11 protein-coding genes are annotated in these 15,984 nt (G+C 38.9%); 6 read left to right on the forward strand and 5 right to left on the reverse strand.

Annotation, left to right across the window (positions count from 1 at the left end):
- Positions 1-31 precede the first annotated feature (31 nt).
- From alaS to CHU_RS07055, 4 genes are read left to right on the forward strand one after another with little or no spacing between them, the layout of a single operon-like run.
- Complete coding sequence (gene alaS, locus CHU_RS07040) at positions 32-2,665, forward strand: alanine--tRNA ligase (protein WP_011584832.1); 2,634 nt, start codon at positions 32-34, stop codon at positions 2,663-2,665.
- A gap of 21 nt (positions 2,666-2,686) precedes the next feature.
- Positions 2,687-4,144 carry an Asp-tRNA(Asn)/Glu-tRNA(Gln) amidotransferase subunit GatB gene (gene gatB, locus CHU_RS07045; protein WP_011584833.1) on the forward strand — a complete coding sequence of 486 codons (1,458 nt, stop codon included), beginning with the start codon at positions 2,687-2,689 and terminating at the stop codon, positions 4,142-4,144.
- 10 nt (positions 4,145-4,154) lie between these two features.
- Positions 4,155-5,321, forward strand: coding sequence for a TlpA disulfide reductase family protein (locus tag CHU_RS07050; protein ID WP_143144106.1), 1,167 nt, complete (start codon positions 4,155-4,157; stop codon positions 5,319-5,321).
- Between the two features lie 4 nt (positions 5,322-5,325).
- Positions 5,326-5,910 carry a hypothetical protein gene (locus CHU_RS07055; protein ID WP_011584835.1) on the forward strand — a complete coding sequence of 195 codons (585 nt, stop codon included), beginning with the start codon at positions 5,326-5,328 and terminating at the stop codon, positions 5,908-5,910.
- A gap of 318 nt (positions 5,911-6,228) precedes the next feature.
- Here CHU_RS07055 and CHU_RS07060 read toward each other — a convergent pair whose 3' ends face one another.
- The 5 genes from CHU_RS07060 to CHU_RS07085 all read right to left on the reverse strand — a co-directional run bounded on the left by CHU_RS07060 (position 6,229) and on the right by CHU_RS07085 (position 10,884).
- Complete coding sequence (locus CHU_RS07060; protein WP_143144107.1) at positions 6,229-6,648, reverse strand: DUF6326 family protein; 420 nt, start codon at positions 6,646-6,648, stop codon at positions 6,229-6,231.
- Between the two features lie 315 nt (positions 6,649-6,963).
- Complete coding sequence (locus CHU_RS07070) at positions 6,964-7,581, reverse strand: hypothetical protein (protein ID WP_041932250.1); 618 nt, start codon at positions 7,579-7,581, stop codon at positions 6,964-6,966.
- 85 nt (positions 7,582-7,666) lie between these two features.
- Entirely contained in the window at positions 7,667-8,245 is a 579-nt protein-coding gene (locus CHU_RS07075) for a Crp/Fnr family transcriptional regulator (protein ID WP_011584838.1), read from the reverse strand.
- A 169-nt stretch (positions 8,246-8,414) separates the two neighbouring features.
- Entirely contained in the window at positions 8,415-9,155 is a 741-nt protein-coding gene (locus CHU_RS07080; protein WP_041932251.1) for an NYN domain-containing protein, read from the reverse strand.
- Between the two features lie 214 nt (positions 9,156-9,369).
- The gene (locus CHU_RS07085) at positions 9,370-10,884 is read right to left on the reverse strand and encodes a PD40 domain-containing protein (protein WP_011584840.1); all 1,515 of its coding nucleotides are present in this window, start codon (positions 10,882-10,884) and stop codon (positions 9,370-9,372) included.
- A 555-nt stretch (positions 10,885-11,439) separates the two neighbouring features.
- On the opposite strand from CHU_RS07085, the gene CHU_RS07090 reads away from it, so the two are divergent.
- Positions 11,440-12,738, forward strand: a complete 1,299-nt coding sequence (locus tag CHU_RS07090; protein ID WP_238379363.1) for a DEAD/DEAH box helicase — start codon at positions 11,440-11,442, stop codon at positions 12,736-12,738.
- A 148-nt stretch (positions 12,739-12,886) separates the two neighbouring features.
- A complete protein-coding gene (locus CHU_RS07095) occupies positions 12,887-15,961 on the forward strand; it encodes a T9SS type A sorting domain-containing protein (protein ID WP_011584842.1) in 3,075 nt (1,024 codons plus the stop codon).
- The last annotated feature ends 23 nt before the right edge of the window (positions 15,962-15,984 follow it).

Genomic DNA, 15,984 nt, shown 5'->3' on the forward strand with positions numbered 1-15,984 from the left:
TGAAAACCCAATTTTGAGTATGTCTTCGTTTATGACCTCAGCCGAAATCCGTCAGCAATTTCTGGATTTCTTTGCCTCCAAAGGCCACCAAATTGTTCCTTCTGCACCGATCGTAAATAAAAATGATCCGACGTTGATGTTCACAAACGCCGGGATGAATCAATTCAAAGATTATTTCCTGGGAAATGAAACGCCTAAATACCGCCGTATTGCCGATACACAAAAATGTTTGCGTGTATCCGGTAAACACAACGATCTGGAAGAGGTGGGTATTGATACCTATCACCATACCATGTTTGAAATGCTTGGTAACTGGTCGTTCGGAGATTACTTCAAAGAAGAAGCCATTGCCTGGTCTTGGGAATTATTAACTTCCGTATACAAACTTCCGAAAGACCGTTTGTATGTAACCATTTTTGAAGGCGATGATAAAGAAAAATTAGCTCGCGATACAGAAGCATATAACTTCTGGAAAAAATGGATCGCTGAAGATCGTATTCTGTTAGGGAATAAAAAAGATAACTTCTGGGAAATGGGTGAGCAAGGCCCATGCGGCCCATGTTCAGAGATTCACGTAGATCTTCGTACAGACGAAGAAGTAAAAGCTGTTGATGGTAAAACATTGGTGAACAACGATCACCCGCAGGTTGTAGAGATCTGGAACAACGTATTCATACAGTTCAACCGTAAAGCGGATGGCTCGTTGGAAGAACTTCCGGACAAGCACGTAGATACCGGTATGGGTTTCGAACGTCTGTGTATGGCGATTCAAAAGAAGAAATCAAATTACGATACGGATGTTTTTACACCCATGATTGATTTCGTAGCGAAAGCTGCAGGAATTAAATATGGTGCCGATGAGAAGACTGACATTGCAATGCGTGTTATGGCCGATCACATCCGTGCAATTTCATTTGTTATCGCAGACGGACAGTTGCCATCGAATAATAAAGCGGGTTACGTGATCCGCCGCATTCTGCGTCGTGCCGTGCGTTACGCATATACCTTCTTAAATTTAAAAGAACCGTTCTTATATAAATTGGTTGCTGTATTGGCTGATCAATTGGCGCATGTGTTCCCTGAATTGAAATCTCAACAGGATTTTGTTGCAAAAGTAGTGCAGGAAGAAGAAATCTCTTTCTTACGCACGCTTGATATTGGTTTGAGTAAATTAGAGCAGATCAGAGAAGAGTTGAAAGCGAAGAAAGCTACAACCATTGATGGTAAGACTGCTTTTGAATTATACGATACCTTTGGTTTTCCATTAGATCTAATTCAGTTGATTGCGCGTGAGAATGGATTGACTGTTGATGAAGCTGGCTTTGATACTGAAATGGCTGCACAGAAACAACGTTCTAAAAAAGCTGCGAGTGTTGAGACAAGCGACTGGACAATCGTAACAGAAGATGATGAAGTGGAGTTTGTTGGTTATGACCATTTAATTTCTACGTCAAGAATTATTAAATACCGTCAGGTTAAAACAAAAGGCAAAGATCAGTATCAGCTGGTATTGGATACAACTCCGTTCTATGCGGAGAGCGGTGGACAGGCTGGGGATACGGGTACTTTAGTACAAGGTGATAAGAAAATTAAAGTACTGAATACGGTAAAAGAAAATAACCTGATCATTCACATTACGGAACAATTGCCTGCTGACTTAAAAGCTCCGGTCGATTGTAAAGTAAATGTATTGCAGCGTTCGCTTACAGAAAACAATCACTCGGCAACACACTTGCTGCATGCTGCATTGAAGCAGGTATTGGGTTCGCATGTAAATCAAAAAGGTTCATTAGTGAATGAATCGGTATTGCGTTTTGACTTTTCTCATTTCTCTAAAGTAACAGAAGAAGAATTGAAAAAAGTGGAACTGATCGTAAATGAAAAGATCCGTGAAAATATTTCATTGAACGAAAGACGTAATGTACCGATTGAAGAAGCAAAGAAACTCGGTGCAATGGCCTTGTTCGGTGAGAAATATGGGGAATATGTTCGTATGATCACCTTTGATGATTCCTTCTCCCGTGAATTATGCGGTGGTACACACGTTTCTTCTACCGGTAAGATCGGATTCTTTAAAATTACAAGTGAATCGTCTGTGGCAGCCGGTGTACGCAGGATTGAAGCGTTAACGGCAACTGCTGCGGAGGTATTTGTAGATGAACAGCAAACAACGCTTGCGAAGATCACTGAACTGATGAAGAATCCAAAAGACTTAGTGAAGTCGTTGGAAGATTTATTGGAAGAGCGTATTGTATTGCAAAAACAATTGGACGAATACCAGGCTGAGAAATCAAAAGCAATTGCAAAGTCATTAAAAGATACCGTTGAAAAAGTAGGGGATATCAATGTGATCCGCGCGAAACTTGTATTGCCATCAGTTGATGCCATGCGTCAGGTTGCATACGATCTGAAACAAACAGTAGATAATTTACTGCTGGTGCTTGCGGTAAATGTAGATGGCAAACCTAACATTGCGGTAATGATCTCGGATAATTTAGTTGCAGATAAAGGATTGAATGCGTCGCAGATGATCCGTGAATTGTCGAAAGAAATTCAGGGCGGCGGCGGCGGACAGCCATTCTACGCTACAGCAGGGGGTAAAGAATTAAATGGATTGGATAAAGTGATTGCAAAATCAAAAGATCTTATTCAGGTGCATGCTTAATTTTGAGAATAGAGAAGAATTATGGATCAGTCAATTATAGATAAATATCAACCGGTTATTGGTTTGGAAGTTCATGCGCAGTTATCTACGCTGAGTAAAATATTTGCTTCAGACTCAGCAGAGTTCGGCAGTATGCCCAATACCAACGTAAGTGTTATTACACTTGGCCACCCGGGCACATTGCCCAAGCTGAATAAGCGTGTGGTAGAGTATGCCATAAAGATGGGCTTGGCATGTGGCTCAGAGATCAACCGCTTAACATTTTTCGATCGCAAGAATTATTTCTATCCCGATCTTCCGAAAGGGTTTCAAACAACGCAGGACAGAGCACCGATCTGTATTGGCGGGAGCATTAAAATTAAATTGAAGAATACCGATCAGCAGACAATCCGTTTGAATCGTATTCACATGGAAGACGATGCAGGTAAGAACATGCACCTTGCAGGTGAAGTAGATACACTCGTTGATTACAACCGTGCCGGTGTTCCATTGATCGAGATCGTTACAGAGCCCGATATCCGTACGTCGGAAGAAGCCTACGCGGTAATGTCCGAGATCCGTAAGCTGGTTCGTTATCTGGAGATCTGCGACGGTAACATGGAAGAAGGTTCTATGCGTTGTGATGCCAACGTTTCTGTAATGCTTAAAGGTGCAAAAGAATACGGTAAAAAAGTAGAAGTTAAAAACATGAACTCTGTACGTAACGTGCAGCGTGCAATTGATTTTGAAATTTTACGTCAGATTGAATTGATCGAAAAAGGAGAACAGATTGTTTCTGAATCCCGTCAGTTTGATGCGGAAGACGGTACCACACATGGTATGCGTACGAAGGAAGAACTTAACGATTACCGTTATTTCCCTGAGCCGGATCTGCAGCCTGTGGCTGTAAGTGATGCCTGGCTGGCTGAGATCAAAGCTGCCTTGCCGGCTTTACCGCAGGAGTTGTATGCAAAATTCTCAAACGAATTTAAATTATCTGAATACGATGTAAATGTATTGACAGATAGCAAAGAAATTGCCTTGTATTTCAACGAAGTATGTAATCATACTAAAAATTATAAAGCAGCATCCAACTGGGTAACCGGTGCGGTGAAATCACATTTGAATGAATTGGCGCTGCATATAAAAGACCTGAAGGTATATCCTGAACAGATTGCTCTTTTGGTTGATCTGATTGATTCCGGGAAAGTAAACACAACGATTGCTAGCCAATCAATCTTCCCGGAACTGCTTAAAGGTACAAGTAAATCTCCGCAGCAGATTGCCGAAGAAATGAACCTGATTCAACAAAGCAATACAGATGAATTGATTCCCTTGATACAGGAAATTATTGCGAAGTATCCGGCCAAAGTTGCCGAATACAAAGGTGGTAAAACGGGTATTCTGTCTATGTTTATGGGTGACCTGATGAAAGCTACCAAAGGCAAAGCAGATCCGAAAGTTGCTACAGAATTGATTAAACAAGTGTTGGAAGCATAATGGTATGTTTATGAATCTAAGATCTCTTTTCTATATTTCCCTGGCTGCATGTTCGGTGATTATTTTTTCCTGCGAAGAGAAAAAGCCACTGGAAGCAGGAAGCTTTAACTATTCCATACAGGGGAAAGTTTTAAATACAACATCTGAATATGCCTGTCTGGAAGAGATCCGCGATAAGCGCTGGGTAACGGTTGACTCTGCAAAAATAGATGATCAATCGATTTCGTTTTCAGGCATTAAAAAAGAAGTGGATATATACCGTATACGGATTGATAAAAACAGCTATTTGCCGGTGATTCTAACAGGAGATAACATCACGTTTACAGTAGATGCAAAAGAACCTTTTGAAACGGTTGTGTTTAGCGGCAGTAAGGATAATGAAGCGTATGCAGCATTTAATAAAAAAATGCTTGAATTTAACAAGGCACAATCCAATCTGTCCCGCATGCTGGATTCTATCAAGAATACATCCACACCATCCGTAATTGCTACCAATTACATGAATCAGATTAAGGAAGTGGAAGCGGAGATGAAAGTATATGTACGTGAGTCGATCACTAAACATACAGCTTCGCCTATTGTATTCAGCATGTTGAGCTATGCCGATTGGGAAAATGATTTTCCGTTTATCGAAACAGCAACAACTACGATCAAGCAACAACAGCCTGACTATAAATACACGGCGAGCCTGGTTACGAATGTAACACAGTATAAAGCGTATCTGGAACAAAAGGCTGCGAAAGATAAAGGCAATCCGGCTGCAATCGGGAAAGAAGCGCCTGAGTTTGCGTTGCCGGATGTAACGGGCAAAATGGTTCGGTTATCTTCTTTCAGAGGAAAGTATGTACTGCTTGATTTCTGGGCTTCGTGGTGCGGCCCTTGCCGTCAGGAATCTCCCAATGTAGTACGTGCTTACAATACATACAAAGGTAAGAATTTTGATATCCTGAGTGTATCTCTGGATGATAGTAAAGAGAAATGGTTGAAGGCTATTGAAAAAGATGGTTTAAGCTGGACGCATGTCGGGGATTTAAAATCATGGCAGTCTTCTGTCGTGCAATTGTATCAGGTAGAAGGTATACCGGCAACCTTTTTACTCGACCCGAAAGGCGTTGTAATCGCCCGTGATCTGAGAGGTGATGCATTGGATGCTAAATTAGAAGAATTATTAAAATAAAAATATGCTGAAGCTAAACGAAGAATTAAAAGATAAGATCGCCTATGGTTTAATCGGTTTGATTTTATTATCTACTATAATTCCTCTTTTCATTCCAATTGAAAGTATGGTGGTTTTTAGCTTTCATACATTTTTTATCGCTGCTTTAGCCGTTTTCTATACCGTTATTTCAGAAAAGAAAGATTTTATCCTGTTAACGTTTGCCTTGTTTGCTGTTCAGTGGTTCTGCCGTTTTTTTTTATTGAGCTCGAATGAACTTTATTATTCAATATTTCTGGCAGCACCATTTATTGCTGCAGCTATTGCATTAGGTATACTGGCATACAAACACAGTGTTGAATTTAAGAGCTTTGAGATGCTTGAATGTTTACTCGTTGTATTTATATTGATTTATGCGAGCAGGTTTCTTATTGCTACGGAATACGATTTGTATTATGCGTTTTGTTTAAGTTTTTTAATCGCAACATTAATGTATAATAATAATCTATGGCTGCGTTATGAAGAGGCAGAAAAGAATCTGCTGCTATTTTTACTGGTGCTGGCGTTTGTGGATGTGATTCAGGTGAGTGCGAAGTATATTTCATTTTAAAGACAAAGGCCGTCGAGACTAACATCTAGACGGCCTTTGCCTTTAAAGGGCGAATGCGATTCTCCCTTACATATTGTGCCAGAGCAACGCCATCCTCGGTCTGCATCACCTTGGTCTGTGACTCACAGACCGAAATCTTTAGAATAGCCTGTCCGCCATCACCTTGGTCTGTGGCTCACAGACCGAAATCTTTAGAATAGCCTGTCCGCCGTTGACTGGCTCTGTATCTTCAAAGGTTAGGGGAGTAGTATAACTTACCAGCCTCAGCCAGAAAAATGATCTACGGTTACTTTTAATCAAATTTTCGTTGATCGTTTTTTATATCTCTACACGCGGCCACTTCCATGCATAACGGATAATCAGACAAAGCAGCACAACTTGTACAGCAGCGCCCACATACATGTGCGCCCAGGCTACTCCAGCCAGATTAAACAATATACACGGAATATTCATTGTAGCAATTATGATATTTACCCGTCGATTTATGGTAACCGGCAGGGCAACAGAAAGGAAAATCATCAAAGCCGGAATTGTCACTACGATGAGTGCTATCAAAAGAAATCCTTGTGTAATATCAAATTCAAACACAATCCCTGTCCGGATTTCATCAATCATATTCGGCATGTATAAGTGGAAATAATCAAGATAGATAATGAGAAACATCAAACTCGCCCACAGCGCAGCCAGCTTCAGTTTCAAATTTACTTTGATGTCTTCTAATGTATGTTGTGTATGCATATTGTGTGTTGTTTTTTGTGTATTCATAAATGACCCATTCATGTTGTTTAGTTAAAAGGAAACGACGCTGTTGTTGGTATCACCTCGGTCTGCAGCTCACAGAACAGAACGGAATCTTTGTTTCCGCAAGTTCTATGGTTACTTTAATGCTGAAACAGTTACGCGGATCAACAGCAACGTACTGTGCTCAAAACGAAGCTTCCTGTATTGTTGGCTCACAGACCGAAATCTTTAGAATGGCCTGTCCGCCGCGGCGCACTGGTCATGGGATTAAAAGCATGCTCTATTTAAACGATCCGCTTAATGATTGCTGTTTTAAAATTTAAATCCAACATCCAGGCCCGGTTGTATAAAGTAGTTCGGCCATCTTTCTTCTATTGCTTTAAAAGATTCCGGAACATTTGTTCGTATGGGCCAATAACTAACACCAATAGCTGGTTCAAAAAAGAACCGGTTTTTAAAAAACGTAAAGTGATAACCCAAATATAAGTCCAGATACAAGGTGTATCCATTTCCAATCTTATTGTTGTTCTCATCCATGTATTTTTCAAAAGCATTCAATGCATAAAGGGATGTGTAAACGCCTTTCCACCAAAAACGCTGGTAGCCTATTTGAGGAGCAAGTATGCGAGCATGTCCGGAATAGTTTTCCCCCGGTGCATCAAAGGAAGGTCCAAAAGGGATTCCAAGTGGCCAGGCATAAATGGATCGTTTAAATCTTAATTGAACAACATCCTTGGGTGTTACACGATAGCCGGCATTTAATTGGATATACCCGGGATTGTTTGTTTGATCAAAATTTCCAAACATCAATAAGGAACTCCCGATAAACCATCTTTTATAGGTGCTGTCTTTTTGGGCAACCTGTGCATGCGCCTGTATACTGCTTGCCAACATGAGGGCAAGTCCAATCCATAAAACATTCTTTTGCATTACTATCCTTTTTTATGTGAAACGATAGGGCAAAAGTAGATAGACAGGATACTACAACTCCTTCACTTAAGTTAAGAAAAATGTATCAGCTCTTTTTGTCAACAATCCGTGCTCTGAGTCTGCTTAAGGATTGAGGCTTAATGCCTAAAAAACTTGCTAATTGATGTTGCGGAACACGCTGAATAAGGTCCGGTCTATTTTGTAATACGTTCAGGTATCGTTGTTCAGGTGAAGATGTCTTAAACGCGTCAAAGTCTATTTGTTGTTTCGCTAACAATTCTTCCGACAACATTCTGCACATGAGTTCAAACTTTGGAAATTTACTGTTTATTTCTGCTTCCATCTCTAAATTTGAAACGGTAAGAATACTGTCTTCAATACAGCTAATGAAATATTCAGAAGGGGCATTATGTATAACACAAGGTGGTGTTAATGCGTCCATTTCGGTGTAGAAAGCAGTAGTTTTTTCTTCTCCGTCTATTATGTAATAAATCCGGATACAGCCTTTTAAAACAAAATAACTCTCCTGTGATTTCTGTCCTTCTTTGAGTAAGATCGTACCTTTCGGTACCGAACGAAATAGGTCTAACGAAAGTAATGCGTTCTTCTCATCTTCTGTCAGTGAAATGTATGTTGATATAAAGTCAAATAATATGTCTTGCATTGATTTATGTTGTTAGTGCTCTCTATTACACTTGCCACGAACGTATTGCTGCTACCCGAAGGACGGGACTTTTACCACAAAACTTGATTTCGAAGATAATTACTTTTTATAATTATAACTGTCATGCAAAGCACGAATACGCGCATTTTGTAGCTGCTGTTAGCAGTAGTTATTTTTCTTTTAAATATATATGTCTAATGTTTTTTATTCCTGTTTCTCTTTCGTCAAGTTCAAATTTATCAATATCTTTAATTAACGGATACAGTTTAGGAAATCCATAATTTCTTGGGTCAAAGTCTGGCTTCTTTTTAAGGATGTAGTTACCCAAACTCCCTAAAAATGTCCAACCTGCTTCATCCGCTAAATCATTTACACTTTCTGTTATTACTCGAATTGTTTCATTATCTACTTTGCTGATAGGTTCTTCCTTTTTCAATTTCTCATCAGGTTTTGTAATAACCTTTGTCTCAACAGAAGATGCTTTTAATATTTCTATGTATATAAATTTGTCGCACGCAGAAATAAAAGGCTTAGGTGTCTTCTTCTCACCAAATCCAATAACTGTCATTCCAGCCTCTCTAAGTCTTGTAGCTAATCTTGTGAAATCGCTATCGCTGGAAACAATACAAAAACCGTTTACCTTTCCTGAATACAAAATATCCATGGCATCAATTATCAAAGCACTGTCGCTCGAATTTTTGCCAGTTGTATAACTGTATTGTTGAATTGGAGTAATTGCATTTTCCAAAAGGACGCTTTTCCAGCCTGAAACAGTCGGTTTTGTCCAATCAGCATAAATTCTTTTAATAGTAGGTGTCCCGTTTTTTGAAATTTCTTCAAGCATCTCTTTGACATTTGAATAAGGGACGTTGTCTGCGTCAATTAATACAGCAAGTTTATCTTCTTTCATATTATTAATAGTATTGTTGTCTGATGTAATTACCACTAACGTTGAACATGCGGTTTGTAGAGGTATTTAAATATATAAACTTTATAGGAATAGAGTAGACAAATTACTGCGGAAAATTACATTCTATTTTTACATCACTCATTTACAAAATAAAAAAATAAGGTTGCAGCGCAAGAAGTGCTGCAACCTTATTCAATCTGGATTATTAAATACGTTACTTTACGATCAGCACATATTTCTTTTTTTGTTCTGCGGGATTTACACCCATGCCTTTGTAGCTTAAGCGGCTTGCGGATGTTCCGTTTTGTACCAGGTAATCATAGATGTATCGCGCCTCTTCTTTTGTAAAATCATTACTGTATGTAACGGTTGAGTCGGCCTGATTCAGCACTTCTTTATCCATGGCGGTATGACGTACCGTATCTGTGACAACCTGATCTGTATATGCCTGAATTTCGAACGATATAGTTGGGTTTAAACGAAGCAGTAATTTTGCACGATTCAGTTCCAGCTGACTGGCATTGTCAATTGCTGTAACATCTTTAAAGCTAAGTGCCGAAAGCGGGATCTCAACTCCTTTGGTTAATGGTTTTAAACTGAATTCAATATTTTTTTCTTCATATTTCTTAACTGGCGATGTTGCAATGTGAAGGGATAGATATTCAAAACCCGGCGCCGCAGAAAAGATTCCCATGTCATAATCGTCTGTTGTTAATACAGGTACAGAATAACTTCCGTCTGCAGCAGTTCTGTATACCATACTTGTGCCCGTCTTTATATGTGTTACGGTGATCTGTCCCGTGATAGCAGTTTGTGTTGCCGCATTTTTTAAAACACCTTGATATAATTTTACCATTTCAGGCTGCATGTCGTCCGGAACTTTACAACGTACAATGTCGCGCTCATCTTTACCTTTACCGGGAGCAGCGGCATATAACATAGAACCGCCGGCAGCTATTGAAATGTATTTATCATCATCTGGTGTATTGATAAATGCATAGTTTATTGGTGTGGTAAAACCTCCGTCATCATTCAATGTACTTTTATAAAAATCCAATCCGCCTTTCCCTCCCGGGCGCATGGATGAAAAAAGAAATGTTTTATTATCAGACAAAAGCTTGCCGCCGCATTCGCAGCCTGTATTGATTGTGCCGGGCAATTCTACGGGAGCTTTCCAGGTAGATGAGCTCAGGCGCTCACTCACCATGATTTTTCCGCACGGTAAGCCGTTTGGTGTTTTTTTATCGCTTAATAAGGTAAAATATAAAAACTTCCCATCCGGAGACATCGATGGATCAATTTCATTTCCTGTACTATTGATCGGCTTTGCAAAATTGGTTGGTGCAGACCAGGCACCGTTTGCATTCTTTTCGGTATACCAGATATCTGTTCCGCCAATACCTTTATAGCGGTTAGAATGAAAAAGAATAATATTGCCGGCATGGTTGATGAAATAACCTCCGTTAGTAAGCTGTTCCGTTTGTGTATTAACACCCGCAACTACCTGTGGAAATGACCACACACCATTTGTTTGTGTGGAGATCATTACATCAGCCTTATTGGAGTTTCTATAAATCACTTCATACAATAATGTTTTTCCGTTCCCGCTTACACTCGGATTGAAATCATCGGTAAGTGCAGTACTGATAGGTTGACCTAAGGGAACAATCTGAGCAAGTACTCCCTGCATCATTAAAATAAAAGAAAAGAGAAGCGTTGTAATTTTCATAGCCCAAAGTTTAATATGTTTCAGATACGCTTGTAAAATATCTTCGTTTAAGATAAGAAATTTTATGAATTTCCGTTTTATTGATTCGATATACCAACATCCTTTTACTGGTATTTTAGTTTTTATTATTCGTCAAATCACTTTAAATAAATAATTTTTTATGTGTATGTGCCTGATATACCATCCATTTTTTACCGCAGATAAGCCGTTTACAATCGTCAATCCGGCACATAGGCGGGTGATGAGGTGGTTTATATAAGGATAAATCCGTGCTTTACCCCGTACTTTTTCTAAGCTTCAGCCAGGTACCAACGATATTGCATACCTTTTAATCATAAATTGATCCGTTAAGCTGCTTTTAAATAATAAATTCACACATCCTTTAACAGTAAAGCTGATTGAAACATACAAACACCGTTGAAACCGTTTATTATTTCTTAAATTTGCAGGTAGAAACCGTATTCAAACCGAATACGTGTTTTCTGCTGGCCTGTGTTAACAGGAAGCTATCCGAGATATAAAATTGCGAATACCGTGCCTTTAGAAATTTTAAAATTGAATAAGCAGTTAAATACTGCAATGTCTGATATGGGTTTTGTTGAACCTAAAGAAGTTCAGGAAAAAACATTATCACGTATTATTGGCGGACAGGATCTGGTTGTTATTGGGCCTGAGGGATGCGGCAAAACTACTGCAATGATTTTAGGCGTATTGGCAAAATTAAAATATGCCTTTGAAATTGCTCCCCGCGCAATGATTATGGTTCCTAATAAAGATAAGGGCCTTGAATTAGAAGAACAGTTCAGATTTCTGGGTAAGAATTTGGATATACGTGTATTGGGTGTTTATCCCGGTGCAGGCATGGAAGGCCAGCGGGAGTTACTGGAAGATGGTATTGATGTAGTGATTGGTACACCCGACCGTATTGAGGCATTGTATATTAAATCTGCTGTCAACCTTACACAGCTTAAAACATTTATTCTGGATGATGCAGATCTTATCGTTAAACAAGGTCTGCAAACAGTTGTAAAAAATATATCTGAAAGTTTACCTAAATGCCAGCACATTGTATTTACAGAAGTGATGCACGAAAAACTGGAAAAACTCATCCATTTCTTCTTAGTCTATCCTACAACGATTGAAGTAAATCTGGATTCAGAACATGTGTTAAGTACGGTTGATTTACAGTTGTTTAAAGTTCCGAATTATAAAACAAAATTGAATCTGCTGAACCTGATGATGCGTGATTATGACATCTATAAGAAGGTTGTCGTTTTTTCAAATTCAAAAGTGACTTCTGATAAATTATTGAAAAGTTTAGAAAAACGCATTGAAGGAGCAGTAGCTATTTTTAATCCATCGTATAGTCAGAAAGGATTTACATCTTTTGAACAGTTTAAACAAGACGAAAATGTTCGTGTATTGTTACTGTCAAATGAAGAAGAGGTATTGCTGAATCTGGATGATATCGGTCACATTCTTCACTTTGATCTTCCTGCAGACCGTACTATTTTTATCAATAGAGTAGAACGTAAACAGGTGGATGAACTTCCCAATACGGTTGCTATTACGTATGCAACTGACATTGAATTGAATATGGTTCGTAAGATTGAATTAGGTGTAGGGCATAGTATGGAAATTATGGAGCTGCCGGTTGATTTGGTTATTGAAGGGAACCGTGGAGGAGGAGATGAAGAAGAAAAAGTTGTTAAGAAGAAAAAGACAACAATAGAGGAATATATACCCGGAGCAGCTTTTCATGCCAAAAAAGAAAGCAACCTGAAGGATTATAATTATAATTACAAAGACAAACGAAAAATGGCAGGAAAGAAAAGCAAACGAAGAGACAGTTAATTTTTATATAAGTAGCTTATTTTTAAGTAATTAATTTGTTTGTTTAAACAATATTTATACAAAATAATATTGTGTGGACAATTAATTAATTATATTTTTTTATGTAATTGATTGAATTGCTGTAGTTTTGTGAAAAAATATATGTTCTATGAAAAAAATATTTTTACTCGCTTTATTTAGCATTTCAATTTTTCATTCATCTTTTTCGCAGGTTGCAAATGATGAATGTACCGGCGCACTTACGTTGACGCCATCTTCCACTTGTACCCCAACAAGCGGAACCCTGACAGGAGCAGGGACAAGTACACTGACAACTGCGTGCAATGGCTATGCAGATGTGTTCTACAAGTTTGTTGCGTCATCGGCTGCGGTTGATGTTACTGTAGTTCCGTCTTCTACACTTGATGCTAAACTAAGCATCTTGTCTGCATGCGGAACATCTGCAAGTCTTGTTTGTCAGGATAATGGCGGACAAGGCGGAACGGAGAAAGCTAAGGTTTCCACATTAACGGTTGGTCAAACATATTATATTAAAGTTTCAAGCTACAATTCAACATTGTCGACACCAACGTTTACAATTTGTGTGCAAAATACAACACGTCCTGCAAATGATGAATGTAGTGCTGCAGTAACACTAACACCTGCCACAACGCCTGCTCCTTTTTCCGGAACATTGGCTGGATCAACAAGAACTACCGTTACAACTTCCTGTTCAGGAGACTTAGATGTGTTTTATAAATTTGTAGCAACTTCTACTTCTGCAGTTGTTGCTGTAACCCCATCAGCAAGTTTTAATCCATTCGTGAGTTTATTTACTTCATGTGCCGGTTCTTATCTGGCATGTGTTGATAATTCAGGTACTGGTTCGGTTGAATCCATGTACTTAACTAATTTAACACTTGGTTCAACATATTATTTAAAAGTAGCAAGCAACGAACCTGCCACAGGAATTGTACCTGCTTTTACCATTGCTGTTCAAAACCAAACACCTGTAGCAGCACCTGCTAATGATGAATGTGCGGGCGCTACAACAATTACAGCGTCAACAACGTGTACATCCATAAACGCAACCATTGCCGGCGCTACTACCTCAACAGCAACGTCATCCTGCGTAGGCTACAATGATGTGTTTTTTAAGTTTGTGGCAACATCTGCTTCTGCAGACATTACAGTAACACCAAGTGCAGGGCTTAATCCTGCGGTTAGTTTGTTTTCAGCTTGTGGCGGTACTGCTTTGTATTGTGGTAACGATAATTATACCGGATATGCAGAAACTATTCAAAGCAATGGATTGGTTCCTGGAAATACCTATTACATAAAAGTTGCCAGTTATGATTTTGCACCATACAGTTCAACATTCAGTGTCTGTGTTAAATCTGTTACACGTCCTGTAAATGATGAGTGTACAGGAGCTATAAGCTTAACTCCTTCTACTACGTGTTCTCCGGTATCAGGTACGTTAGCAGATGCTTCAACTACAACAACCACTACTTCTTGTGGTGGAAATTATGATGTGTTTTATAAATTTACTGCAACATCGCCGGCAGTTAAAATAACTGTAACACCAACACTTAGTACGTTAGATCTTGTCGTTGGTGTATTTTCAGGATGCGGTACTTCGTCTCTTGATTGTAAAGATAATACAGCAAGTAATGATGTTGAAGTTGTTGATATGGATGGGTTGATAATCGGTAATACGTATTACATTAAAGTTCAGGCATATTCCAGTACAGTAGCTGCTTCTACATTCACAATTTGTGTTCAGAATCAGGTTTCACAGGCTCCTGCAAATGATGAATGTACCGGAGCAATCGCATTAACCCCAAATACAGCATGTTCATCCGTTGCGGGTACAATTTATAAAGCAACTACTTCTGCTGTTACAACAGGTTGTGGCGGTTATTATGATGTGTTTTATAAGTTTGTGGCAAATGCACCAACGGCTACCGTTAATGCTACCGGATCTTCTGAAATAGACATGAAGCTTAGTGTATTCAGTGCGTGTGGCGGTACTTCTTTGGCATGCGTGGATAATACTTATTCCGGCGAAACAGAAACTGTACAGTTAACAGGATTAACAGCAGGCACAACGTATTATATTAAAGTTTCAGCTTTCAGTACTTCACCTCCTACATCGACAAGCACATTTACAGTATGTGTTATAAGTACTCCTGCAACGGTTCCTGTAAATGATGAGTGTTCAGGAGCAATTACATTAACACCATCAACATCATGCAACCCGGTTACCGGTACTTCGTTAAATGCAACAAAGTCTACAATAACAGCTTCTTCCTGCCAGACAGGAAATAGTGATGTGTTTTATAAATTTGTTGCTACTTCAACGAATGCAGTTGTAACGGTTGTTGGTTCATCCGGATATGATGCGGTTGTTTCTGCACATAGCACATGTGGCGGTGCTTATACAACATGTATTGATAATACGTCAAACGGATCAACAGAAGTACTTGTCATGACAGGTTTAACTATTGGTAATACGTATTATATTAAAGTTCAGCAATACGGTTCTTCGTTGCCTGCTACACCAACATTTACTATTTGTGTAACTATTCCTCCGGCAAATGATGAGTGTGCAAACGCAGTTACATTAACACAATCATCAACATGCATTAACACAACAGGTACATTTAACGGTGCTACAACTTCTGCTGTAGCAAACGGATGCAGTGGTAATTTAGATGTATACTATAAATTTGTTGCGAACGCTACTACAGCAACAATAACAGCTGATCCAGGGGCAGATGTAGATGTTATTTTAAGTGTTCTGGCGTCTTGTACAAGTACAACATCATTAGCCTGCGTAGATGATATGATTTCATCTACAACTACAGAAGTTGCTAACGTAACAGGCTTGACAGTAGGCGGAACGTATTATGTTAAAATTCAGAATTACATTCAGGAAGTTCCTTCGAATGCTGCTTTTACAGTTTGTGTTAAAAATACAGTAGCAACAGGTCTGTCTGAAACAAATGCATTGAAATCCATTACAATGTTCCCAAACCCTGCACAAGGTATGGTGCATATTGAAAATGTTTCAGAAGTTACACAGATTGAATTTATGGATGTAACAGGTAAACCTGTATTTGTAAAAGAAATCACTGGTAATAGTTCATTAGACGTTTCCTCGTTGTCTGCAGGTGTATATATCGTGAAATTAACAATGAACGGTGTTACAGAAAACAGACGTTTGGTGGTAAGCAAATAATACTTAAAAAATACTTTTTTCTT

This window comes from Cytophaga hutchinsonii ATCC 33406, from assembly GCF_000014145.1.
GTDB classification, from domain to species: domain Bacteria; phylum Bacteroidota; class Bacteroidia; order Cytophagales; family Cytophagaceae; genus Cytophaga; species Cytophaga hutchinsonii.

Excerpts from the sequence above, each read along its gene's own strand:
- alaS (WP_011584832.1), top strand. The coding sequence starts at position 32 with ATGACCTCAGCCGAAATCCGTCAGCAATTTCTGGATTTCTTTGCCTCC.
- gatB (WP_011584833.1), top strand. The coding sequence starts at position 2,687 with ATGGATCAGTCAATTATAGATAAATATCAACCGGTTATTGGTTTGGAA.
- CHU_RS07050 (WP_143144106.1), top strand. The coding sequence starts at position 4,155 with ATGAATCTAAGATCTCTTTTCTATATTTCCCTGGCTGCATGTTCGGTG.
- CHU_RS07055 (WP_011584835.1), top strand. The coding sequence starts at position 5,326 with ATGCTGAAGCTAAACGAAGAATTAAAAGATAAGATCGCCTATGGTTTA.
- CHU_RS07060 (WP_143144107.1), bottom strand. The coding sequence starts at position 6,648 with ATGCATACACAACATACATTAGAAGACATCAAAGTAAATTTGAAACTG.
- CHU_RS07070 (WP_041932250.1), bottom strand. The coding sequence starts at position 7,581 with ATGCAAAAGAATGTTTTATGGATTGGACTTGCCCTCATGTTGGCAAGC.
- CHU_RS07075 (WP_011584838.1), bottom strand. The coding sequence starts at position 8,245 with ATGCAAGACATATTATTTGACTTTATATCAACATACATTTCACTGACA.
- CHU_RS07080 (WP_041932251.1), bottom strand. The coding sequence starts at position 9,155 with ATGAAAGAAGATAAACTTGCTGTATTAATTGACGCAGACAACGTCCCT.
- CHU_RS07085 (WP_011584840.1), bottom strand. The coding sequence starts at position 10,884 with ATGAAAATTACAACGCTTCTCTTTTCTTTTATTTTAATGATGCAGGGA.
- CHU_RS07095 (WP_011584842.1), top strand. The coding sequence starts at position 12,887 with ATGAAAAAAATATTTTTACTCGCTTTATTTAGCATTTCAATTTTTCAT.